The organism is Bacillus cereus group sp. MYBK5-2 (assembly GCF_051915685.1).
GTDB classification, from domain to species: Bacteria; Bacillota; Bacilli; order Bacillales; family Bacillaceae_G; genus Bacillus_A; species Bacillus_A cereus.
Genome location: NZ_JBQAFE010000002.1, coordinates 695,125 through 712,969 on the forward strand (window position 1 = coordinate 695,125; position 17,845 = coordinate 712,969).

A 17,845-nucleotide genomic window follows, 5' to 3' on the forward strand; every position below is an offset into this window, starting at 1 on the left:
ATATATTTCTTCGGGATTTCAAATTGTCTGCTGAATAATTTAAATATTTAGTTTTATTTTATGTAACGCTTCTTATACAATAGATAGAAAAGATAAAGTGGGGGATGGGGCATGTCTGGTAATAAGAGAGAGCGGTTAATGAAAAGAATTGAATATCATTTGCGAAATACATCACGTCAACTTATTAAAATTGATACGGAAGAAGAAGCACTTCAGTATTTAACTCATTCCTTTTGCTCAGAATTACATTGTAATTTCGTAGCTGTCATTTTTAATGAAGGAGGACTATTTTTACCAAAGGCTTGGAGCGGAAATTTAACTGCTTTAGCTTCCGCTTTTCCTCTTCACTCTGATGAATGTTCATCAAGACTCCAGTATCAAAGTATAACGGATCAAACAGCAGATTCAATAGAAGTGTGCCTACTAGCGGAAACGCTGAAAAATGCTGGTGTAGAGACTTGGTTTACTGTCCCATTAAAAGATGACATACAGCATTTTGGTTTTTGTGTTGTTGCATTTTCAAGTTACGTTCCACTTTTAGATATGGAAATATCATTCGAAGAATTTGGAAGAGATATAGCCGTGGCAATAGCTGTGGCTAGACAAAAAGAATCTCAGTTGAAAAAAATTGAAGGTTTTGGATGGATTAGCAAAAACCTGTCGTTAGATGTTCCGTTAGAAAAGCATGTATTGGAGGTAACTTCTAAAGCGGGAATGGAAACGAATGCTGATTTTTCATGTGTTTACCTGTATAACGAAGATGAAAACTGTTTTGTTTTTCAACCACCATCATATGGAGAAATGAAGCGCCCATTTAAAATTATGGTTGAAGATAAATATGTACTAAAAGAGCACTTTCCGTTTTTTGAAACGGTTGGTGGTGAACAGTTTACAGCGCCAATCATTATTGATATGAAACCGATTGGCGTTTTACATGTTGAAAAGAAATGCGAAGGGGTTTTTACGGAAGCAGATGCAAAATCACTTGAAATGATAGCGAATCATTTGGCCACGATACTAGATAATGCAAGATTATATAATGGTGAGAAAGAACATAAACAACGACTTCATTTTCTATTAGATTACCAACAAGCTTTATTAAAAGAAACGGTCGATGATAATAATTTTGAAGGTATTACAACAATGCTTGGTAGTTTGTTTCAAGATACGGTGTTTATTTTCGATAGATTTATGCAACCAATAGCCTTTCATGATGAAAAGGATAGTCGTTTAGCAGAACATTTAGCCGATTTAGCAAGAGAAGAAAGTAAAAATCAAAGAATGAATGATACGTTCCATATTACTGATCCAAATCATTTTGATTATTGTTTTTCATTTTGGATTATAAATGGGGGCGGTAATTTCTTAGGATATTTAGCAGTACGAAGAACGAATGGCGGGATGGATGAATTTGATCAACTAACGGTAGATTTAGCCCGAAATATATGTTCCATCCAGTTTATTAAACAAAAGCTCGTTCTGGATACGAAAGAACAAATGAAAGATAGCTTTATTAGTAAATTACTCACTGAAAAAATTGAAGATCGAGATAATATTTTGCAATATGCCAACTTGTATCAATGGAATCTTTTCAAAAAACATCGAGTAGCCGTATTATCCATTTCGCTCGATGAAAAAGAATTAAAAAAGGGAAACTTACTTGAACAACAAGCGAAAAAGTCACTTATATGGGACTTAATTAAGACCCGTCTTCCGGAACTAGGGACAGGCATTTTAGCAGTATCTCATAATGATGAGCAACTTTTAATTGTTCCTATTGAAGATCAGAAGAAGAGAGCCGATACATTTTGGGAATCAATGTTTCATAGCATTCAAAAATGGATACATGCATCACCTATTGGTTGCCAAGTGTTATTAGGGATTGGTGGCGTGACAAAACAATTAGAAGACTACTATATTAGTTACCAGCAAGCCGTCCAGGCTCTAAATATATTAGATAGCCGCTTCCGAAAAAAAGGCTATGCGTTATTTGAAGATTTAGGTTCGTACGCTATTTTACATCATTTAAATCATTCAACAGCCGTAGAGCTTTTTGTTGAAAAACAAATTGGTCCGCTCCTTGCATATTCAGAAGGAAAGAATATTGATTTATATCATACATTACATGTATTTTTACAAAACAATGGAAATGTAAAAAGCGCTGCAGAAGAACTCTTTATTCATCGAAGTTCTCTATTGTACAGGCTCGAAAAGATTGAATCACTCATTTCAGTTGATCTAAATGATGCTGAAGTGAGATTTAATTTAATGATGGCGTTAAAGCTTTATGATATGCATGGTGAAGTAGTAGGGGAATTGAAGTCAATATTTTAGTTTGAATTTGATAAAAAGAGGTTTTGTATTCATACAAAATCTCTTTTTATTTTGTATATAATTGTTTTTCAAAACTTGTTACACTATAAAGGTATGAAAAGGAATTATAAATTTGAAGGTGATAGGTATGAAGAAATACAAAATAGGCGAAGTAGGAAAGGAATTTGGAGTTTCAATAGATGCTTTACGATTTTATGAAAAGAAAGGGTTCCTAAAACCACAAAAAGATAAAGATAACGGTTTTAGATTTTATACATATGAGGATTTTGGGGTATTTTTAGCAATTAGAAGTTTTCGACAAATGGGGTTTCATGTTAAGGAAATAGGATCGATTTTTAACGGTTTAGAATACGATGACATAATGAAAAAGTGTAATGATAAAATAGCTGAAAAAAATGAAGCGATAAAACAATTAGAATTAGAAACAAAACAAATAAATGAATTTATTAACTTATTACAAGAATACAAGCAAGAAGATAAGCAATGGGTGATAAAACCAGCCGGCACTTATTATTTTCTCAAACATGTTCATATAAATGATGGAGCGCTATGTGTAAATCCTCTATTAAAAGAATGGTTAAATTTCTTGCCAACTGTTTCAACAGCTTTGTGTATTCCGCTTGAAGAATATAAAGTGAAAAATATAGATAATAGTTACTGGGTAATGGCTATATCTGAATTAAAGATGAAAGAGTGCCAATTACCTATAGATGATTCAGTTTTTCAAATAGAAATGGGAGAGTGCTTGTATTACTTATATGAAAAAGAGGTAAATGAACCATTGTCTTCTTTGATCTTAGATGAGCCACTACATATTATACAGGAACAGAGATACTCTCTTAACGGAGATATTTTATGTCGATACGTTTGTGAAACAAAGAATCAAGAAAATACAGTTGAACACTATATTATTATGATTCCTATTATGAAAATAAAAAGTGAATAATTACATATAGAAGTATAAAAAAAGCATTGAATTGTTAGACATTGTCTGCAATTCAATGCTTTTTTTGAAACGATAAGATATTTTAAAATGCGTTCAAATAGATTTTTAGAAAATATATGAATAAAGCTATTGACCCTAGTCTTAGACCATAGTTTATATTGAAACCATAAAGAAAACGCTTGCATATAGATTCTATGCAAGTACTTAAAATAAATATTGGAGGTTTTTATTATGAGAAATATTGTACTTTTATGTAATGCGGGTATGTCTACAAGTATGTTGATGAATAAAATGAGAGGATATGCAGAATCAACAGGATATAGCTGTGAGATTAATGCTTATGCATTAACAGAAGCAAAAAATGTTGGACCGACAGCTGATGTAATCTTATTAGGACCGCAAGTTCGATATGCCTTAAATACAGTGAAAAGCCAATTACCAGAAAAGAATATTGAAGTAATTGATATGGCAGCTTATGGCATGTTAGATGGGAAGAAAGTAATGGAACGAGTGAAAGAGATTTTAGGTGATTAATAGTTTATACATGAGGAACGATTTATGAGCCTTACATGATTTATGTAAGTTATGAAAAGTACATATTCTGAGGAGGTCATCATCTGAAAAAGATAAGAAAATTCCCGATTTTATGTATGGTAGTAGGGAGCCTGGCAGGTAGTTTAGTACTGTCAGGATGTTCATCAGAAAGTAAAGATAAGACTTTAAAAGACTCAGATATAACACTAGTAACGAATGTTCTTCCATATGGCGAAGTAGGAGCCACTATCGTTTGTGATTTTGGAGACGCAGTAGATAGCTCAAAATTAACAAAAGATAGTTTTAAAGTTGAGGTGGATGTGAATGGGAAACCTCAAAATAGAAAAATAACTAAAGTGTATACAAATAATAAGGCTGAGGTATCAGAGACTTCAAAAGACGGACAATACGTTGTGATCGAATTAGATGAAGCTGATAAATATGCATCTACCTCAACATTTAATGAAGAAAAATTTTTAAGTACAAGGGACAATTTAGATTATAAGTTAACTCTTACGAAAGAAATTAAAACAAAAAAAGGTACAAATTTTAAAGTATCCGAACAGAAAAATAAAATTTCAAATGTAGTTACCCCTGTTGTAGATGATTTTAAACAAGGAGTATTTCAAGATGCTTCTGGAAGTAAAATGCAATACAGACTCTTTCAGCCTAAAAAGGAGCCTAACAAAAAATATCCATTAGTCTTATTTTTACATGGATCAGGTGAACGAGGAAATGACAACTATATGCAAGTTGTAGGAAATGAAGGCGCTGTAGCGTGGGCAAATCCAGAACAGCAAAAGAAAAATCCTGCATATGTGTTAGCTCCACAGGCTGAAGCAGCTGGAACTCTTACAGCATATTGGACCGAGGAACCTAACTATACTACTATGTTGAATTTACTCAAAGAAACTATCGATAAATATGATATTGATAAAAATCGCATATATGTTGTTGGTATGTCCAATGGTGGAATTGGGACTTGGAATATGATTAAGAAGAACCCGAATCTTTTCGCAGCTGCTGTTCCGATTTGTGGAATAGGAGATTTGCCAGGAAATAAGCTTGTTCGTAAATATGAACCGATGCAAGATATTTCAGCATTTAAGGATATTAAAGATATGCCAATTTGGGTCTTTCATGCAGAAGATGATCCACTAGTTGATGTGAGGTATAGCAGAGATGCTGTACAAGCTATAAAAGAACTAGGTGGTTCTTTAGTCAAATATACAGAATATCCAACTGGAATCGTTAAACCAATGGGACATTTCTCTTGGGTACCAGCTTTGCAGGATAAAGAGATGATAAATTGGTTGTTTAATCAGTCAAAATAATTTTTAAATATCTTTATTGTAAAAATATCATTCTACTTCTGTGGAGGATGCATGCAAATTTTTATAAGCTCATAAGGAGAGTTCATAATGAATAAAAAAATGTTATCGTTCTGCCTAATAACTTCCTTGACCATTCCTCTATTTGGATGTTCGCCAAATAAAGCAGAGCAAGCTAAGGAGAAGAAAGAAGAAAAACCAGTTGAATTTTATTTAGTAAGACATGGAAAAACGATGTTAAATACGACTGATAGAGTACAAGGATGGGCAGATGCACCACTTACAAAAGAGGGTGTTGTAGTAGCAGCGAACCTTGGGAAAGGTTTGAAAGAGACTAAGTTTGATAAAGCATATAGCAGTGATAGTGGACGCGCAATAGAAACAGCGAAAATTGTATTAGATCATAGTGGAAATAAAGATATGAATATCAATCAAAGTAAAAATTTGCGGGAAGCTTGTTTCGGTGAGTTTGAAGGCGAATTAAATCATACGTTTCGGGAAAAGCTTGCGCAAGCTAATAATATGACCATGGAAGAGTTTATGAACAATTTTGATGTTGATATTATGCAAAAAACTGCAGCGAAAATCGATAGTAGTAAACAGGCTGAGGATACTGAAACAGTCACAAAGAGAATGAAAAAAGAAGTTGATCAAATTGCAGAAGAAGTAGCAGAAGATGGGGGCGGGAAAGTTCTTGTCGTATCACACGGCACATCATTAATGGACCTGTTATATGCAATATCTCCTGAATCGTTAAATGAGGTTGAAGAAGGATTAGGAAATGCCAGTGTTTCAAAAGTTGTATATAAAGACGGGAAATATAAAGTTCAATCTGTAAATGATATGAGCTATGTAGAAAAAGGTAAAAAGTAGATGTATTAAAATTCAAAAATGTTGGAGGTAATTATGAAACTGTTAGAAGGGACAAAAAACGGACTAGAACGAATCATCACACCACTAACAAATTATCTCGGAAATAGTAAAGTTGTAAATGCGATTACATCAGGGATGATGATGACAATACCTGTTACGATCGGAGTTACATTATTTGCTATTTTAGGTAATCTACCATTTAAAGGGTGGAAAGAATTTTTAATTCAAATTGGTTTGTATACGCATATGCAAGACATGATTAGTGCGACATTAAGTTTGTTAGCAGTTTATATGGTTGTCATTATCGCATATTCCTATGCGAAAGAAGAAGGCATGAATGGAATGACGGCTGCTGTTATAGCGCTAGGTAGTTTCTTATGCTTAATGCCAATGTCTATTAAAGTAGGAGAAGAACAAATTCCAGCTATTTTAAATCAATATTTAGGTAGTGATGGAATATTCGTCGCCATGTTTGTCGGTGTTTTCACTAGTAAACTGTATTGTTCATTAAAGAGAAAAAATATTGGGGTGAAATTGCCAGAATCAGTACCACCTATGGTAGCAGACGCAATTAACCCTGTGTTTATTTCAATTATCATTTTCACGCTTATATTCTTTATTAGAGTAATATTTGGCTTTACTCCATATGAAAATATTTTTAACTTTGTGAGTCAGGTAATTTCTTTACCTGTAAAAGTCATCGGATCGTCTGTATGGTCAGTTATAGCTATCTTTACATTCATGAATATATGTTGGTTCTTCGGTTTACACCCAGCACCAATTATAAATGTATGGTATAGTGCGACAGCTCCGTTATTCACGGCAGCTATTACAGCTTTTGCTTCGGGAACACCTTTTTCAGAAATTCCTTACTTAGCATTTACGTTAATGCATTTTGCAGTTGCTATTGGTGGAACTGGAAATACGTTAGGTTTAGCAATAAACATGCTATTTGCGAAATCAGAGCAATATAAATCGCTTGGGAGGATTGGTATCGTTCCAAATATCTTTAACATAAATGAGCCAATTGTCTTCGGTTTGCCGCTTGTTTTGAATCCAATATATTTTATTCCATTAGTAGGATCTTCAATAGTTGGCGGGTTAATTTGTGTCGTATTCCTTAAAATTACAGGGATTTTATCTAACTTTAACCCACTTATTGAATTACCATGGGTAACACCAGCGCCATTCGCAGCTTATATTTCTGGTGGCTGGTTACTACTTATTATGACTGTTTTAATCATTATCTCTCAAATTCTATTATATTATCCGTTCTTTAAAATGGGGGATAAGAAAGCATATGAAGCAGAACAACAAGCAGCAACACAGCAATAATCATGTATCCAGCAGAATCCCGCTCGGTGTGGATAGTAATTAGTGAGGATGAACAAAACCTTATTGACTGTATTTTCGAATTATAAAAATAAAAAAATGTTAGGAGAATCATTATGGAACAAAATGAATTAGTAGTATTTCAAATTATTTCAGCAGTAGGTAGCGCACGATCTTCGTATATTGAAGCAATTCAAGAAGCAAAAATGGGTAATTTTGAACAAGCAAGACAGTTAATGAATGAAGGTAGTGAAACGTTTATTGAAGGTCATAGAGCACATGCTGGATTAATTAGTAAAGAAGCGGCTGGTGAAAAAGTAGAAGTAAGCTTATTGTTAGCACATGCAGAAGATCAATTGATGAGCGCAGAAGGATTTAAAATTATTGCAGAAGAGCTTATAAGTGTTTATGAAACATTTTTAGTGAAACAAAATTAAAAGAAACAAACTATCACAATACTATTTTTGAAAGGGAAAGGTAAAATATGCTCAACACTACATTTAAAAACGACTTTTTATGGGGCGCTTCCACAAGCGCCTATCAAGTAGAAGGTGCTTATAATGAGGATGGAAAAGGCCTTTCTGTTCAAGATGTGAAGGATATTCCTGAAGGTACGTCAGATTTCAAAGTTTGTAGTGATCATTACCATCATTTTAAAGAAGATATAAAGTTATTTTCTGAATTAGGACTGAAAGTATATCGTTTTTCTATCGCTTGGACTCGAATTCTTCCGAATGGAACTGGAGAAGTGAATGAAAAAGGCATTGCGTTTTATAGTGATCTTATTGATGAATTGCTGAAGCATAATATTGTTCCGCTAGTAACGATGTATCATTTTGATTTACCGTATGAATTAGAGAAAAAGGGTGGCTGGAGTAACCGCGCTACTATCGATGCTTTTGTTACATATTGTGAAATTCTATTTGATCGATATGGAGATAGGGTAAAGAATTGGTTAACGATTAATGAGCAGAATATGATGATTTTACACGGTGGGGCTATTGGTACATCTGTATTGTCTCAAAAAGAGTTATATCAACAAAATCATCATATGTTGTTAGCTGAGGCTAAGGTGACAAATTTATGCCATAAGATGATACATGATGCAAAAATTGGTCCAGCTCCAAATATTAGTTATGTGTATCCGAAAACGTGCAATCCGAATGATATAATTGCAGCGCAAAATTGTAACGCAATTCGTAACTGGTTATATCTTGATATGGCTGTATATGGACGATATAACAATATCGCTTGGAATTTCATGAAAAGTAAAAACATCGAACCAGAAATTTTAGATGGAGATATGGAGATTTTATCTAGTTCTAAACCAGACTATATTGCTTTTAACTATTATTCTTCTATTACTGTTAGTGAGTATGATGAGAACTTTGTAATTGACGAAGCTGGTGATCAACAAATTGAAGTAGGTGAAGAAGGATTCTTCATGGGGGATGATAATGAATTTCTAGAGTTAACTGATTTCGGTTGGGAGATTGATCCGATTGGCTTCCGAGCTACATTAAGAGAAGTAAATGATCGATATAACTTGCCAATTATCGTTACTGAGAATGGGATAGGCGCTTACGACAAAGTAGATGAAGATGGAATTGTGCAAGATCATTACCGAATCGATTATTTGAAAAAGCATATTGAACAGATGGAATTGGCAATTGCAGACGGAGTGAATGTAATGGGTTACTGTCCTTGGGCGGCAATTGATTTAATTTCTACGCATCAAGGTTTCAGAAAAAGATATGGCTTTATTTATATAAATCGTGATGAAGACGATTTAAAAGATTTAAAAAGAATAAAGAAACAGAGCTTCTATTGGTATAAAGAAGTTATTTCATCAAATGGAAAAGAACGATAACATGTAGTTTCGAAGTTCACATCATAGAGTGCGCACCTCAAGAAAAAATTATTTACTTTGAGGTGCGCACTTTTTATATGTAAAATAACTATATTTTTCGCTAGATACGGTATAAAGCCGTTTGAATTCCAATGAATACCCTCAAAATGTACGAAAGAAATATATGTATTCCCTACACTATGTACATACAAAAACTTTTTACATATAGATATAATTTATTTACAGAATATTTTAAAAGTTATTTGAGGAGGTAGCAAAATGGCAATTCAAACAATTGGCATTGTCGGTGCAGGATCTATGGGTTCTGGCATTGCAAATTTAGCAGCATTACATGGATTTACAGTTATATTACATGATATTGAAGAGCGTTATTTAGATAGTGCAATGCAACGTATGAATGGTTTTATGACGAAGAGTGTTACGAGAGGAAAGATGACGGAAGAAGATAAAGAAAAGGCGCTTGGCCGTATTCGACTCACTACAACATTAGAAGATATGAAAGATGCGGATGTAATTATTGAAGCTGTGTTAGAAAAATTAGAGTTGAAGAGAGAAGTATTTGCAGCACTCGATCGAATCGTTCCAGAAGGAGTTATATTGGCGACAAATACTTCATCTATGTCAATAACAGAAATTGCGTCAGCGACGAATCGTCCAGAACGTGTAGCAGGTATGCACTTCTTTAATCCGGCACAACTTATGAAACTTGTAGAAGTTGTTCGTGGCTATAAAACGAGTGATGAAACAGTGGAAGAATTGAAAGCGCTATCCAAAAAACTTTCGAAAGAACCAGTTGAAGTAAAGAAAGATTCACCGGGTTTTATTGTAAATAGAATTATGATTCCGCAGTTTATTGAAGCAATTAAATTGCTTGAAGATGGGGTTGCATCTGCAGAAGATATTGATAAGGCAGTTACACTTGGTCTTAATTATCCGATGGGACCGTTTACACTACAAGATTTTGCAGGTGTAGACATTGGCTACCATGTGATGGAGTACTTTAAAGAAGAATTAAACAATGATCAATATGCACCGCCGCTTCTTTTAAAACAGCTAGTTAGAGCAGGCAGACATGGTAAAAAAACAGGCGCAGGTTTTTATGATTATGAATAAAGAATGGGGGATTAAGTTATGAATTACGAGTTTTTAATTTGTGATATTGAAAATAAAGTTGCGATTGTTACGATTAATCGACCACCTGTAAATCCGCTAAATACACAAGTGTTTCATGAACTTTCCAGTCTATTTAGTGAACTAGAAGCAAATGAAGAGGTACGAGTTATTGTTCTTACAGGAAGCGGAAGGAAAGCATTTGTCGCAGGCGCTGATATTAATGAAATGGCAGCACTTGATCTTGTCGGTGTAAACAAAATGAATAAAACTTCACGAACGGTATTTAGCAAAATTGAAAATATGTCAAAACCAGTTATTGCTGCGATAAATGGATTAGCTCTTGGCGGTGGTTTTGAACTTGCACTCGCATGTGACTTACGTATCTGCTCGGATCAAGCAAAATTCGCTTTTCCAGAAGTAGGACTTGGAATTATTCCTGGAGGCGGAGGAACACAGCGTCTTCAAAAGATTGTCGGCCAAGGTATAGCGAAAGAATTACTCTACTTCGGAGACATGTTTGATGCGAAGCGTGCGTTTGATTTACATATTATCAACAAAATAGTACCTGCAGAAGAGTTATTTGAAGAAGCAAAGGAATGGGCATATAAATTGGCAAAAAAACCTCCAGTAGCACTTCAAATGTTAAAAACGGCGGTAAATGTAGGAAGTAATGCTGACCTTGAAACAGGCTTAATCATCGAAAGTACCTGCTTTGGGAATGCTTTCGCAACAGAGGATCGTAAAGAAGGATTACAAGCATTTGTTGAAAAAAGAAAACCAGTTTATTTAGGGAAATAATGAGGTGAAAAGGATATGAAAGAAATTGTTTTATTAGAGGGAGCAAGGACTCCGTTCGCTGAAATTTCTGGATCGTTTCGAGGATTAAATGCAACAGATTTAGGAGCTATTGCTGCTAAGGAAGCAATACGAAAAGCTGCCATTTCTGCAGAAGAAATTGATCAAGTTGTATTTGGTAATGTACAGCAATCTAGTAAAGATGCACATTTATTGGCAAGACATGTTGGTTTAAAAGCCGGAGCGCCTATTCATGTACCAGCTTTGACGATCAATCGTCTTTGCGGAACTGGTGTTGAATCTATTTTAACAGCAGCTCGTTATATTCTTAGCGGGGAAGCAGATGTTGCGCTTGCCGGAGGAACAGAGAATATGAGCCAAGTTCCACATGTAATACCTGGAATGAGATGGGGAAGTCCACTCGGCGGTCCAGTAATAGAAGATTGGTTGTGGGATGGTCTGTATGATACGTATGGTAAATGTACGATGGGAGAAACGGCTGAAAACTTAGCTGCAAAATATAACTTAACGAGAGATGAAGTAGATCAGCATGCACTATCGAGTCATGAACGAGCTCTTTTAGCAAGGGAAAAAGGGTATTTCAAAGAAGAGATTGTTCCAGTAACAGTGAAAGGAAGAAAAGGAGAACAGGTCATTGAAGAGGATGAGCATATCCGTCATACGAGTCTAGAAAAACTTGCAAAGTTAAAACCTCGTTTTGTGGAAAATGGTGTCGTAACTCCTGGTAGCGCAAGCGGTATGGTGGACGGTGCAGCCGCAGTTGTTTTAGCATCGAGCGACTTTGCAAAAGATAGAGGATTACAACCAATTGCTAAGCTCGTTTCTTGGGCTGTTGTAGGAGTAGAACCGAAGTATATGGGAATCGGTCCAGTTCCAGCCATTCAAAGTGCATTAGAAAAAGCAAATTTAACTTTGGCAGACTTAGATTTGATTGAAATTAATGAAGCATTTTCTGCGCAGTACTTAGCTTGTCAAAAAGAATTGGGGTTCGATCTTAATAAAGCGAATGTAAACGGTGGAGCAATTGCGATAGGTCATCCACTTGCTGCGAGTGGAACGAGAATTTCTCTATCCTTAATTTATGAATTAAGAAGAAGAAATAAGAAATATGGAGTATCCGCTGTTTGTATTGGCGGAGGGCAAGGAATTGCAGCGATTTGGGAAGCGTTGTAATAAGGATAAAACCAGGGAGAGTCCTTCCTGGTTTTACCTACATCGTTTCTTAAAGTGGAAAATTCGGGTTAGTTGGTAAGACGATAGAAAGTGAGTGGGAAAATGAAAAAGGATAAAAACTTATTGTCGGTGTATGAGCTATTAGAAACAGTGAGTTCATCTTACGGTGAAAAAGAAGCAATATATGATTTAACGAGACGTATTACATATAAACAATTGAAATATGAAGTAGATTGTTTGGCTACGACATTTAAGAGACTAGGAGTAGGTAAAGCAGACCGTATCGCAGTATCTCTACCAAACTGGTCCGAAACAGTAGTTATATATTTTGCAGCTGCGAAATTAGGAGCGATCATCGTTCCATTTAACCCAAAATATAAATCATATGAAATTGAGTATATATTGGAGAGTTCAGCTCCAAAATTATTAATAGCTTCAGGGGAATTTGAAAAGAATTTTGGTTTTGAAAAAGTCGTTAATAAAGTACAAAAGGTTATTACAGTACGGTTTTCACAAGAGAATTACTGTCCATATGAGGAGTTAATTCGTACAGAAAAAATGGATATTGAACCAGTTCATATAAATGTGAACGATGATTTGTTTTGCATTTTATATACGTCAGGGACGACGGGAACTCCAAAAGGTGTAATGGTTACACATCGTGCCGTTGTACAATCTGCAAGAACGATAGGAACAGAGCTACATTGTACACAAAAGGATGTATTCATTATTTCAGCACCACTATTTCATATTTTCGGTATGGCAATTAATATGCTTTGCGCCGTAGCGATGGGGGGACGGTTCATATTACAAGAAAAATTCCACCCACGCGAAACTTTACAATTAATTGAACAAGAAAAGGTAACCATCCAAAAAGGTGTACCAACTATGTTTATAAAGGAACTAGAGTTAGAGGACTTTGATAAATATAATTTATCTTCATTACGTGCTGGGTTAGTTGGCGCAGCACCTATTCCAGCAAAAACAGTGACGGAGATTCGTGAACGGATGGGCATTAATCTTTGTCAGTCATTTGGGATAACTGAAACGGTTTCTATTACGATGAGCTCGTATGATGATACAAAGGAGAACATAACAGAAACTCTCGGAAAGGCAATCCCAGGAGTAACATTGAAAATTGTAGATGAAAATAGAGTAGCGCTCCCGCCAGGAGAAGTAGGAGAAATTGCAGTTAAGGGATTTGGAGTAATGAAAGGTTATTATAATATGCCTGAACAGACAAATCAGGTTTTAGATAATGAAGACTGGTATTATTCAGGAGATTTAGGCACACTTGATTCTCAAGGTTATTTAAGGTTCGTAGGACGAAAGAAAGAGATGATTATAAGAGGTGGACTTAACGTTTATCCTCAGGAAATTGAAGCAGTCATTATGAAACATCCAAAAGTAATCGAAGCAGCTGTTATAGGTCTTCCAGATAAAGTGCTAGGGGAAGTTGCCTGTGCGGTCATACGATTAAAGAACGGGGAAATAAGTACGGAAGAAGAAATAAAAATCTACCTTAAAGAAAGAATGGCAATTTATAAACTACCAGAGAAAGTGATCTTTACAGATGAATTTCCTGTTACTGCAAGTGGGAAAATTCAAAAATTGAAACTGAAAGAACAAGTGTCTTCAAATATTAGTCCGACAGTTTAATAGATAGGGGCGAAGAAATAATGGAAGAGTATGCTTTTCAAGTGAGATGGGGAGATACAGATGCGGCAGGCATTGTGTATTATCCTAATTTTTATAAATGGATGGATGAAGCAACTCATGAGTATTTTAAAAAAATTGGTTTTCCTTCGGTTGAACTTTACGAAGAACAACAAATTGGTTTGCCCTTATTAGAAGCAAAATGTAAATTTAAGTCACCTCTTCGTTTTGAAGATCAAGTAATTGTGAAAAGTACTGTGAACGAATTGCATAATAAAGTTTTTACAATTCAGCATGTTTTTGTAAAAGGAGAACAGGTTGTGGCAGAAGGCTATGAAACTCGTGCATGGACCTCTTTTAAAGAAAAAGTAAAAGCGCAACCGATACCTGAATATATTCGGCAGAAGATGATGCCCGAGATAAAAACTGTAGAAAGTTAAAGAAGAACGAGTAAGGATACCGTAACGAGAAATTGTTAATAAAGGGGAGATAGTGATGGGAAAAGAAAAAACATATGATGCCATTGTAGTTGGGGCGGGACCAGTCGGACTTGTAGCAGGACTTGCATTACAAAAGAAAGGGATATCAACGTTAGTAATTGAGGCAGATTCATATGGAAGACCACGTCCAGGAAGTAGAGCAATTTATTTGCATAGTGCTTCGTTAAAACTACTAGAGGAAACTGGAGAAGGCCTCGGTTTCGCGCTTGCTCGTAACGGAATTATTTGGCCGGTAAAACGAACGTTTTATAAGGGGAAAGAAGTATATGTAAGAGATTACGGTAAGGATGAAAACCTTAAGTTTAACCGATTACCTCATTTCACAGCTCTTCATCAAGATGAAATTGAAAAACATATGTATGAGGCGTGTATAAAAGAAGGTGTTGAATTCCTTTGGGATGCCCCGGTCAATAAGTTACACATTACAGATTCTGGAGTAGAACTAACAATCACAAATGACGAAATCTTAAAGGCGCAGTATGTAATTGGATGTGATGGAGCACGTTCCATCGTAAGAGAAGAAGCCGGATTAACGTTTGAAGGCCCACGTACAGCAGATACTTTTATAGTCGTGGATGCAAAAGAAGATGAAACAGATCCACTTCCTTTAGAAAGAATATTCCATTATCAGCATCCAGCTATGGAAGGAAGAAATGTAATGTTTGTTCCGTTTAAAGGCGGGTGGCGTATCGATTTACAACTGCTTGAATCAGATAATCCAGATGATTATACAAATATGGAAAGTGTAAAGAAATGGTTGCCGAAAGTCATCGATGCTAAATATGCGGAGAGAATTACGTGGGTGTCTTCTTATCGTTTCCATCAAGTAGTGGCAAATTCGTTTACTGACGAAAAACGTCGTGTTCTTCTAGCTGGAGAAGCAGCACACTTATTTGCCCCATTCGGAGCACGTGGATTAAATTCTGGTATTCCAGATGCTGTTCTTGCTGCAAGAGGAATTGAGAAAGCACTACATTCTCATTCTGAAGAAGAGCGAGTAGAAGCAATTGAAGCAGCTGCAAAAGAACGCCGAATTGCAGCGCAGTGGAACCGCGATGCATCAACTACAGCACTTCATCATCTTCAAGGAAGTTCTCCTGAAATGAATATGAAACGTGACATTGCTGCTTCACTAGTATCTATCGTTCCGAGGCTTGGAAGATGGCTTGACGAAGGACCATATGGACCGAAATTTGGACCTCCTGAACTGACAACAAAATATTAAAATGATAAAAAATTAAATAAGTAATGTGAAAGGAGCGATAAGGAATGACTTTGTCTCAATTCATAAATGAAGAAAAGTATGGTTCCCATGCCCGTTCTACAAATGGAATGATTGAGCGGTTCATGACGATGAACTGGTATAGCGACATTGGAAAGCAAAATGTAGAGGCTGAGAAAAAAATAGATCAATTTATGCGTGCTCTACACATTAGTGAATATGAAATTAAATGGATTTCAAGAAACCAATTAAGTGAGACAATTGAACGAATTTCATTTGAGGATAATGATTTATGGGGGACGCTAGCAGAAGTACCGGATCAGTTGAAAGAAAAAATTATAAGTGTAGGTAACGAAAAACTTCTTATAGATGTTGTAGATAAAGTGCCAGAAGCAATTTTTCATGGTGTTTATAAAGAAGCGTTCAAACATTTCAGTGAGGAAAAAGTAGTGAAATTTCTAGTTGGGCATGCGATGTATATAAGTACTGTTGCATGTGCTGCTGAATTAGCTGAAGAAAAAAATGTGTTTCTGCCAATAGTAGAGTTATTAGAATTGGGACATATACCAATTGGTCCAGAGCGAAATACTTTTTATCTTTTATAACAAAAAGTGGGGCGGGAAAGTTATACGCTATCATTGTTCTCGATTATTTGAGACGGTAGAACTTTCAATTATTTAGAGGAAAGGGAGATTACTATGAAACTTGTTACTTTTACACATAATGGAGAAACGAGAGTTGCAGCTTTAGAAAACGGGAATTTGATTGATTTACATGCTGCTTATAAAGCAAAACTGACAAGTGAGGGAAACCTTCGGGCCACTCAAATTGCAGAGGCGTATATACCAAAGGATATGAATGGGTTTTTACAAGGTGGATCAGAAAGTATGAATCTAGCAAAAGAGGCAATCGATTATGCACTTATGAAAAACCATAAAGAAAAATTGGTATTTGAAGAAGGTGAAGTGAAGATTGAGGCTCCAGTACCTTCGCCAGGAAAAATTATATGTGTAGGTCACAATTATCGTGAACATATTTTGGAAATGAAACGAGAATTACCTGCTTTTCCGGTTATCTTTGCAAAGTTTGCGAATACAGTAGTCGGTCCGCAAGATGATATTCCATTTTATCCGATTTCAGAACAATTAGATTATGAAGCTGAATTTGCTTTTGTAATTGGAAAGCGTGCTCGTAATGTTTCAGAAGAAGATGCCCTCCAATATGTAGCTGGTTACACAATTGTAAATGATATTACTTATCGTGATATTCAGCGCCGTACAATTCAATGGCTTCAAGGGAAGACTGTTGAAGGAAGTGCTCCAATGGGACCATGGTTAATTACTTCAGATGAATTAAAGAACCCATCTGGTTTGGAAATTGTATTAACGGTAAATGGAGAGAAACGTCAACAGTCTAATACTGCTAATTTAGTATTCTCGGTACAATATCTCGTTTCGTTTTTATCCGGTCTAATGACACTAGAGCCAGGGGACGTCATTTTAACAGGTACGCCAGGTGGTGTAGGAGTTGCACGTAATCCGCAAGCATTTCTTAAAGATGGAGATATCGTTCGAATCGAAGTTGATGGAGTAGGTGTACTAGAAAATAAAGTGAGACAAAAGTTAGAGGTGCCAGTACTATGACGAAAAACTTACAAGTCCACGCGACCGAGTCTATTCATGAATCAATCAATAAGATAAAAACGATTGTTAAGCCTTTACCAGAGGAAATCATCTACTGGAAACCTTCAGAAGATGAATGGTCAATTATGCAGATCATTACACATGTAGCGGAAGCTATTCCGTATTGGGCGAAAGAAATTAGCAATATTAAAGTAAATCATGAAAATTTATGGGGCCGTGGTTTAACAGATGAAGTGCGCCTGCAAGCAGTTTCAGAAGAGAATATTCGTAAGCAATCTATAGAAGAAATCATTCAGCAAATTTCTTTAATACCACTCACTATAGAAAATGTACTAAGCACATTAACAGACGAAGAGTTACATATTCAGGCTCCGAGTCGTAATCCTCGTTTTACCAATAAGTCGATTGATTTTATTGTGAATCACCTCATCGTAGAACATACAGAAAAGCATTATAAACAAATCGAGCGGAATTTAAGTAAGTTTAATGAAAGATAAAGGAG

Annotated in this window: 17 protein-coding genes; all 17 read left to right on the plus strand. The window is 35.6% G+C overall.

Features of this window, described 5'->3' with window-relative positions:
* Positions 1-111: 111 nt before the first annotated feature.
* The 17 genes from ACTFP3_RS11770 to ACTFP3_RS11850 all read left to right on the plus strand — a co-directional run bounded on the left by ACTFP3_RS11770 (position 112) and on the right by ACTFP3_RS11850 (position 17,840).
* Positions 112-2,334, plus strand: a complete 2,223-nt coding sequence (locus ACTFP3_RS11770) for a helix-turn-helix domain-containing protein (RefSeq protein ID WP_440010534.1) — start codon at positions 112-114, stop codon at positions 2,332-2,334.
* A gap of 127 nt (positions 2,335-2,461) precedes the next feature.
* Positions 2,462-3,280 (plus strand): MerR family transcriptional regulator, encoded by an 819-nt coding sequence (locus tag ACTFP3_RS11775; protein ID WP_326036666.1) that lies wholly within the window; start codon positions 2,462-2,464, stop codon positions 3,278-3,280.
* Between the two features lie 231 nt (positions 3,281-3,511).
* The gene (locus tag ACTFP3_RS11780; protein WP_166688433.1) at positions 3,512-3,814 is read left to right on the plus strand and encodes a PTS sugar transporter subunit IIB; all 303 of its coding nucleotides are present in this window, start codon (positions 3,512-3,514) and stop codon (positions 3,812-3,814) included.
* A gap of 116 nt (positions 3,815-3,930) precedes the next feature.
* Positions 3,931-5,148: a prolyl oligopeptidase family serine peptidase gene (locus tag ACTFP3_RS11785; protein WP_326036665.1), complete on the plus strand. Its 1,218-nt coding sequence runs from the start codon at positions 3,931-3,933 to the stop codon at positions 5,146-5,148.
* A gap of 87 nt (positions 5,149-5,235) precedes the next feature.
* Positions 5,236-6,018, plus strand: a complete 783-nt coding sequence (locus tag ACTFP3_RS11790; RefSeq protein ID WP_326036664.1) for a histidine phosphatase family protein — start codon at positions 5,236-5,238, stop codon at positions 6,016-6,018.
* Positions 6,019-6,051: 33 nt separating this feature from the next.
* A complete protein-coding gene (locus ACTFP3_RS11795) occupies positions 6,052-7,353 on the plus strand; it encodes a PTS transporter subunit EIIC (RefSeq protein ID WP_326036663.1) in 1,302 nt (433 codons plus the stop codon).
* Between the two features lie 113 nt (positions 7,354-7,466).
* Positions 7,467-7,787, plus strand: coding sequence for a PTS lactose/cellobiose transporter subunit IIA (locus ACTFP3_RS11800; RefSeq protein WP_000437092.1), 321 nt, complete (start codon positions 7,467-7,469; stop codon positions 7,785-7,787).
* 47 nt (positions 7,788-7,834) lie between these two features.
* Positions 7,835-9,220 carry a glycoside hydrolase family 1 protein gene (locus ACTFP3_RS11805; RefSeq protein WP_000935469.1) on the plus strand — a complete coding sequence of 462 codons (1,386 nt, stop codon included), beginning with the start codon at positions 7,835-7,837 and terminating at the stop codon, positions 9,218-9,220.
* 258 nt (positions 9,221-9,478) lie between these two features.
* Positions 9,479-10,333, plus strand: a complete 855-nt coding sequence (locus tag ACTFP3_RS11810; protein WP_001007576.1) for a 3-hydroxyacyl-CoA dehydrogenase family protein — start codon at positions 9,479-9,481, stop codon at positions 10,331-10,333.
* 18 nt (positions 10,334-10,351) lie between these two features.
* A complete protein-coding gene (locus ACTFP3_RS11815; RefSeq protein ID WP_149215642.1) occupies positions 10,352-11,131 on the plus strand; it encodes an enoyl-CoA hydratase/isomerase family protein in 780 nt (259 codons plus the stop codon).
* A gap of 15 nt (positions 11,132-11,146) precedes the next feature.
* Positions 11,147-12,322, plus strand: coding sequence for an acetyl-CoA C-acetyltransferase (locus ACTFP3_RS11820; RefSeq protein WP_440010544.1), 1,176 nt, complete (start codon positions 11,147-11,149; stop codon positions 12,320-12,322).
* A 102-nt stretch (positions 12,323-12,424) separates the two neighbouring features.
* Complete coding sequence (locus ACTFP3_RS11825; protein WP_242284610.1) at positions 12,425-13,981, plus strand: class I adenylate-forming enzyme family protein; 1,557 nt, start codon at positions 12,425-12,427, stop codon at positions 13,979-13,981.
* 20 nt (positions 13,982-14,001) lie between these two features.
* The gene (locus ACTFP3_RS11830) at positions 14,002-14,418 is read left to right on the plus strand and encodes an acyl-CoA thioesterase (protein WP_440010548.1); all 417 of its coding nucleotides are present in this window, start codon (positions 14,002-14,004) and stop codon (positions 14,416-14,418) included.
* 55 nt (positions 14,419-14,473) lie between these two features.
* Positions 14,474-15,703, plus strand: a complete 1,230-nt coding sequence (locus ACTFP3_RS11835; protein WP_434712235.1) for an FAD-dependent oxidoreductase — start codon at positions 14,474-14,476, stop codon at positions 15,701-15,703.
* 44 nt (positions 15,704-15,747) lie between these two features.
* On the plus strand, positions 15,748-16,305 hold the full coding sequence (locus ACTFP3_RS11840) for a hypothetical protein (protein WP_242284604.1): 558 nt from the start codon (positions 15,748-15,750) through the stop codon (positions 16,303-16,305).
* Positions 16,306-16,398: 93 nt separating this feature from the next.
* Entirely contained in the window at positions 16,399-17,343 is a 945-nt protein-coding gene (locus ACTFP3_RS11845; protein ID WP_000780335.1) for a fumarylacetoacetate hydrolase family protein, read from the plus strand.
* The gene (locus ACTFP3_RS11850) at positions 17,340-17,840 is read left to right on the plus strand and encodes a DinB family protein (RefSeq protein WP_000164873.1); all 501 of its coding nucleotides are present in this window, start codon (positions 17,340-17,342) and stop codon (positions 17,838-17,840) included. The genes ACTFP3_RS11845 and ACTFP3_RS11850 overlap by 4 nt, the downstream gene beginning before the upstream one ends.
* Positions 17,841-17,845 lie beyond the last annotated feature (5 nt).

What these genes read in the sequence shown, in the direction of transcription:
- ACTFP3_RS11770 (WP_440010534.1), top strand. Translation starts at nt 112, where the DNA reads ATGTCTGGTAATAAGAGAGAGCGGTTAATGAAAAGAATTGAATATCAT.
- ACTFP3_RS11775 (WP_326036666.1), top strand. Translation starts at nt 2,462, where the DNA reads ATGAAGAAATACAAAATAGGCGAAGTAGGAAAGGAATTTGGAGTTTCA.
- ACTFP3_RS11780 (WP_166688433.1), top strand. Translation starts at nt 3,512, where the DNA reads ATGAGAAATATTGTACTTTTATGTAATGCGGGTATGTCTACAAGTATG.
- ACTFP3_RS11785 (WP_326036665.1), top strand. Translation starts at nt 3,931, where the DNA reads ATGGTAGTAGGGAGCCTGGCAGGTAGTTTAGTACTGTCAGGATGTTCA.
- ACTFP3_RS11790 (WP_326036664.1), top strand. Translation starts at nt 5,236, where the DNA reads ATGAATAAAAAAATGTTATCGTTCTGCCTAATAACTTCCTTGACCATT.
- ACTFP3_RS11795 (WP_326036663.1), top strand. Translation starts at nt 6,052, where the DNA reads ATGAAACTGTTAGAAGGGACAAAAAACGGACTAGAACGAATCATCACA.
- ACTFP3_RS11800 (WP_000437092.1), top strand. Translation starts at nt 7,467, where the DNA reads ATGGAACAAAATGAATTAGTAGTATTTCAAATTATTTCAGCAGTAGGT.
- ACTFP3_RS11805 (WP_000935469.1), top strand. Translation starts at nt 7,835, where the DNA reads ATGCTCAACACTACATTTAAAAACGACTTTTTATGGGGCGCTTCCACA.
- ACTFP3_RS11810 (WP_001007576.1), top strand. Translation starts at nt 9,479, where the DNA reads ATGGCAATTCAAACAATTGGCATTGTCGGTGCAGGATCTATGGGTTCT.
- ACTFP3_RS11815 (WP_149215642.1), top strand. Translation starts at nt 10,352, where the DNA reads ATGAATTACGAGTTTTTAATTTGTGATATTGAAAATAAAGTTGCGATT.
- ACTFP3_RS11820 (WP_440010544.1), top strand. Translation starts at nt 11,147, where the DNA reads ATGAAAGAAATTGTTTTATTAGAGGGAGCAAGGACTCCGTTCGCTGAA.
- ACTFP3_RS11825 (WP_242284610.1), top strand. Translation starts at nt 12,425, where the DNA reads ATGAAAAAGGATAAAAACTTATTGTCGGTGTATGAGCTATTAGAAACA.
- ACTFP3_RS11830 (WP_440010548.1), top strand. Translation starts at nt 14,002, where the DNA reads ATGGAAGAGTATGCTTTTCAAGTGAGATGGGGAGATACAGATGCGGCA.
- ACTFP3_RS11835 (WP_434712235.1), top strand. Translation starts at nt 14,474, where the DNA reads ATGGGAAAAGAAAAAACATATGATGCCATTGTAGTTGGGGCGGGACCA.
- ACTFP3_RS11840 (WP_242284604.1), top strand. Translation starts at nt 15,748, where the DNA reads ATGACTTTGTCTCAATTCATAAATGAAGAAAAGTATGGTTCCCATGCC.
- ACTFP3_RS11845 (WP_000780335.1), top strand. Translation starts at nt 16,399, where the DNA reads ATGAAACTTGTTACTTTTACACATAATGGAGAAACGAGAGTTGCAGCT.
- ACTFP3_RS11850 (WP_000164873.1), top strand. Translation starts at nt 17,340, where the DNA reads ATGACGAAAAACTTACAAGTCCACGCGACCGAGTCTATTCATGAATCA.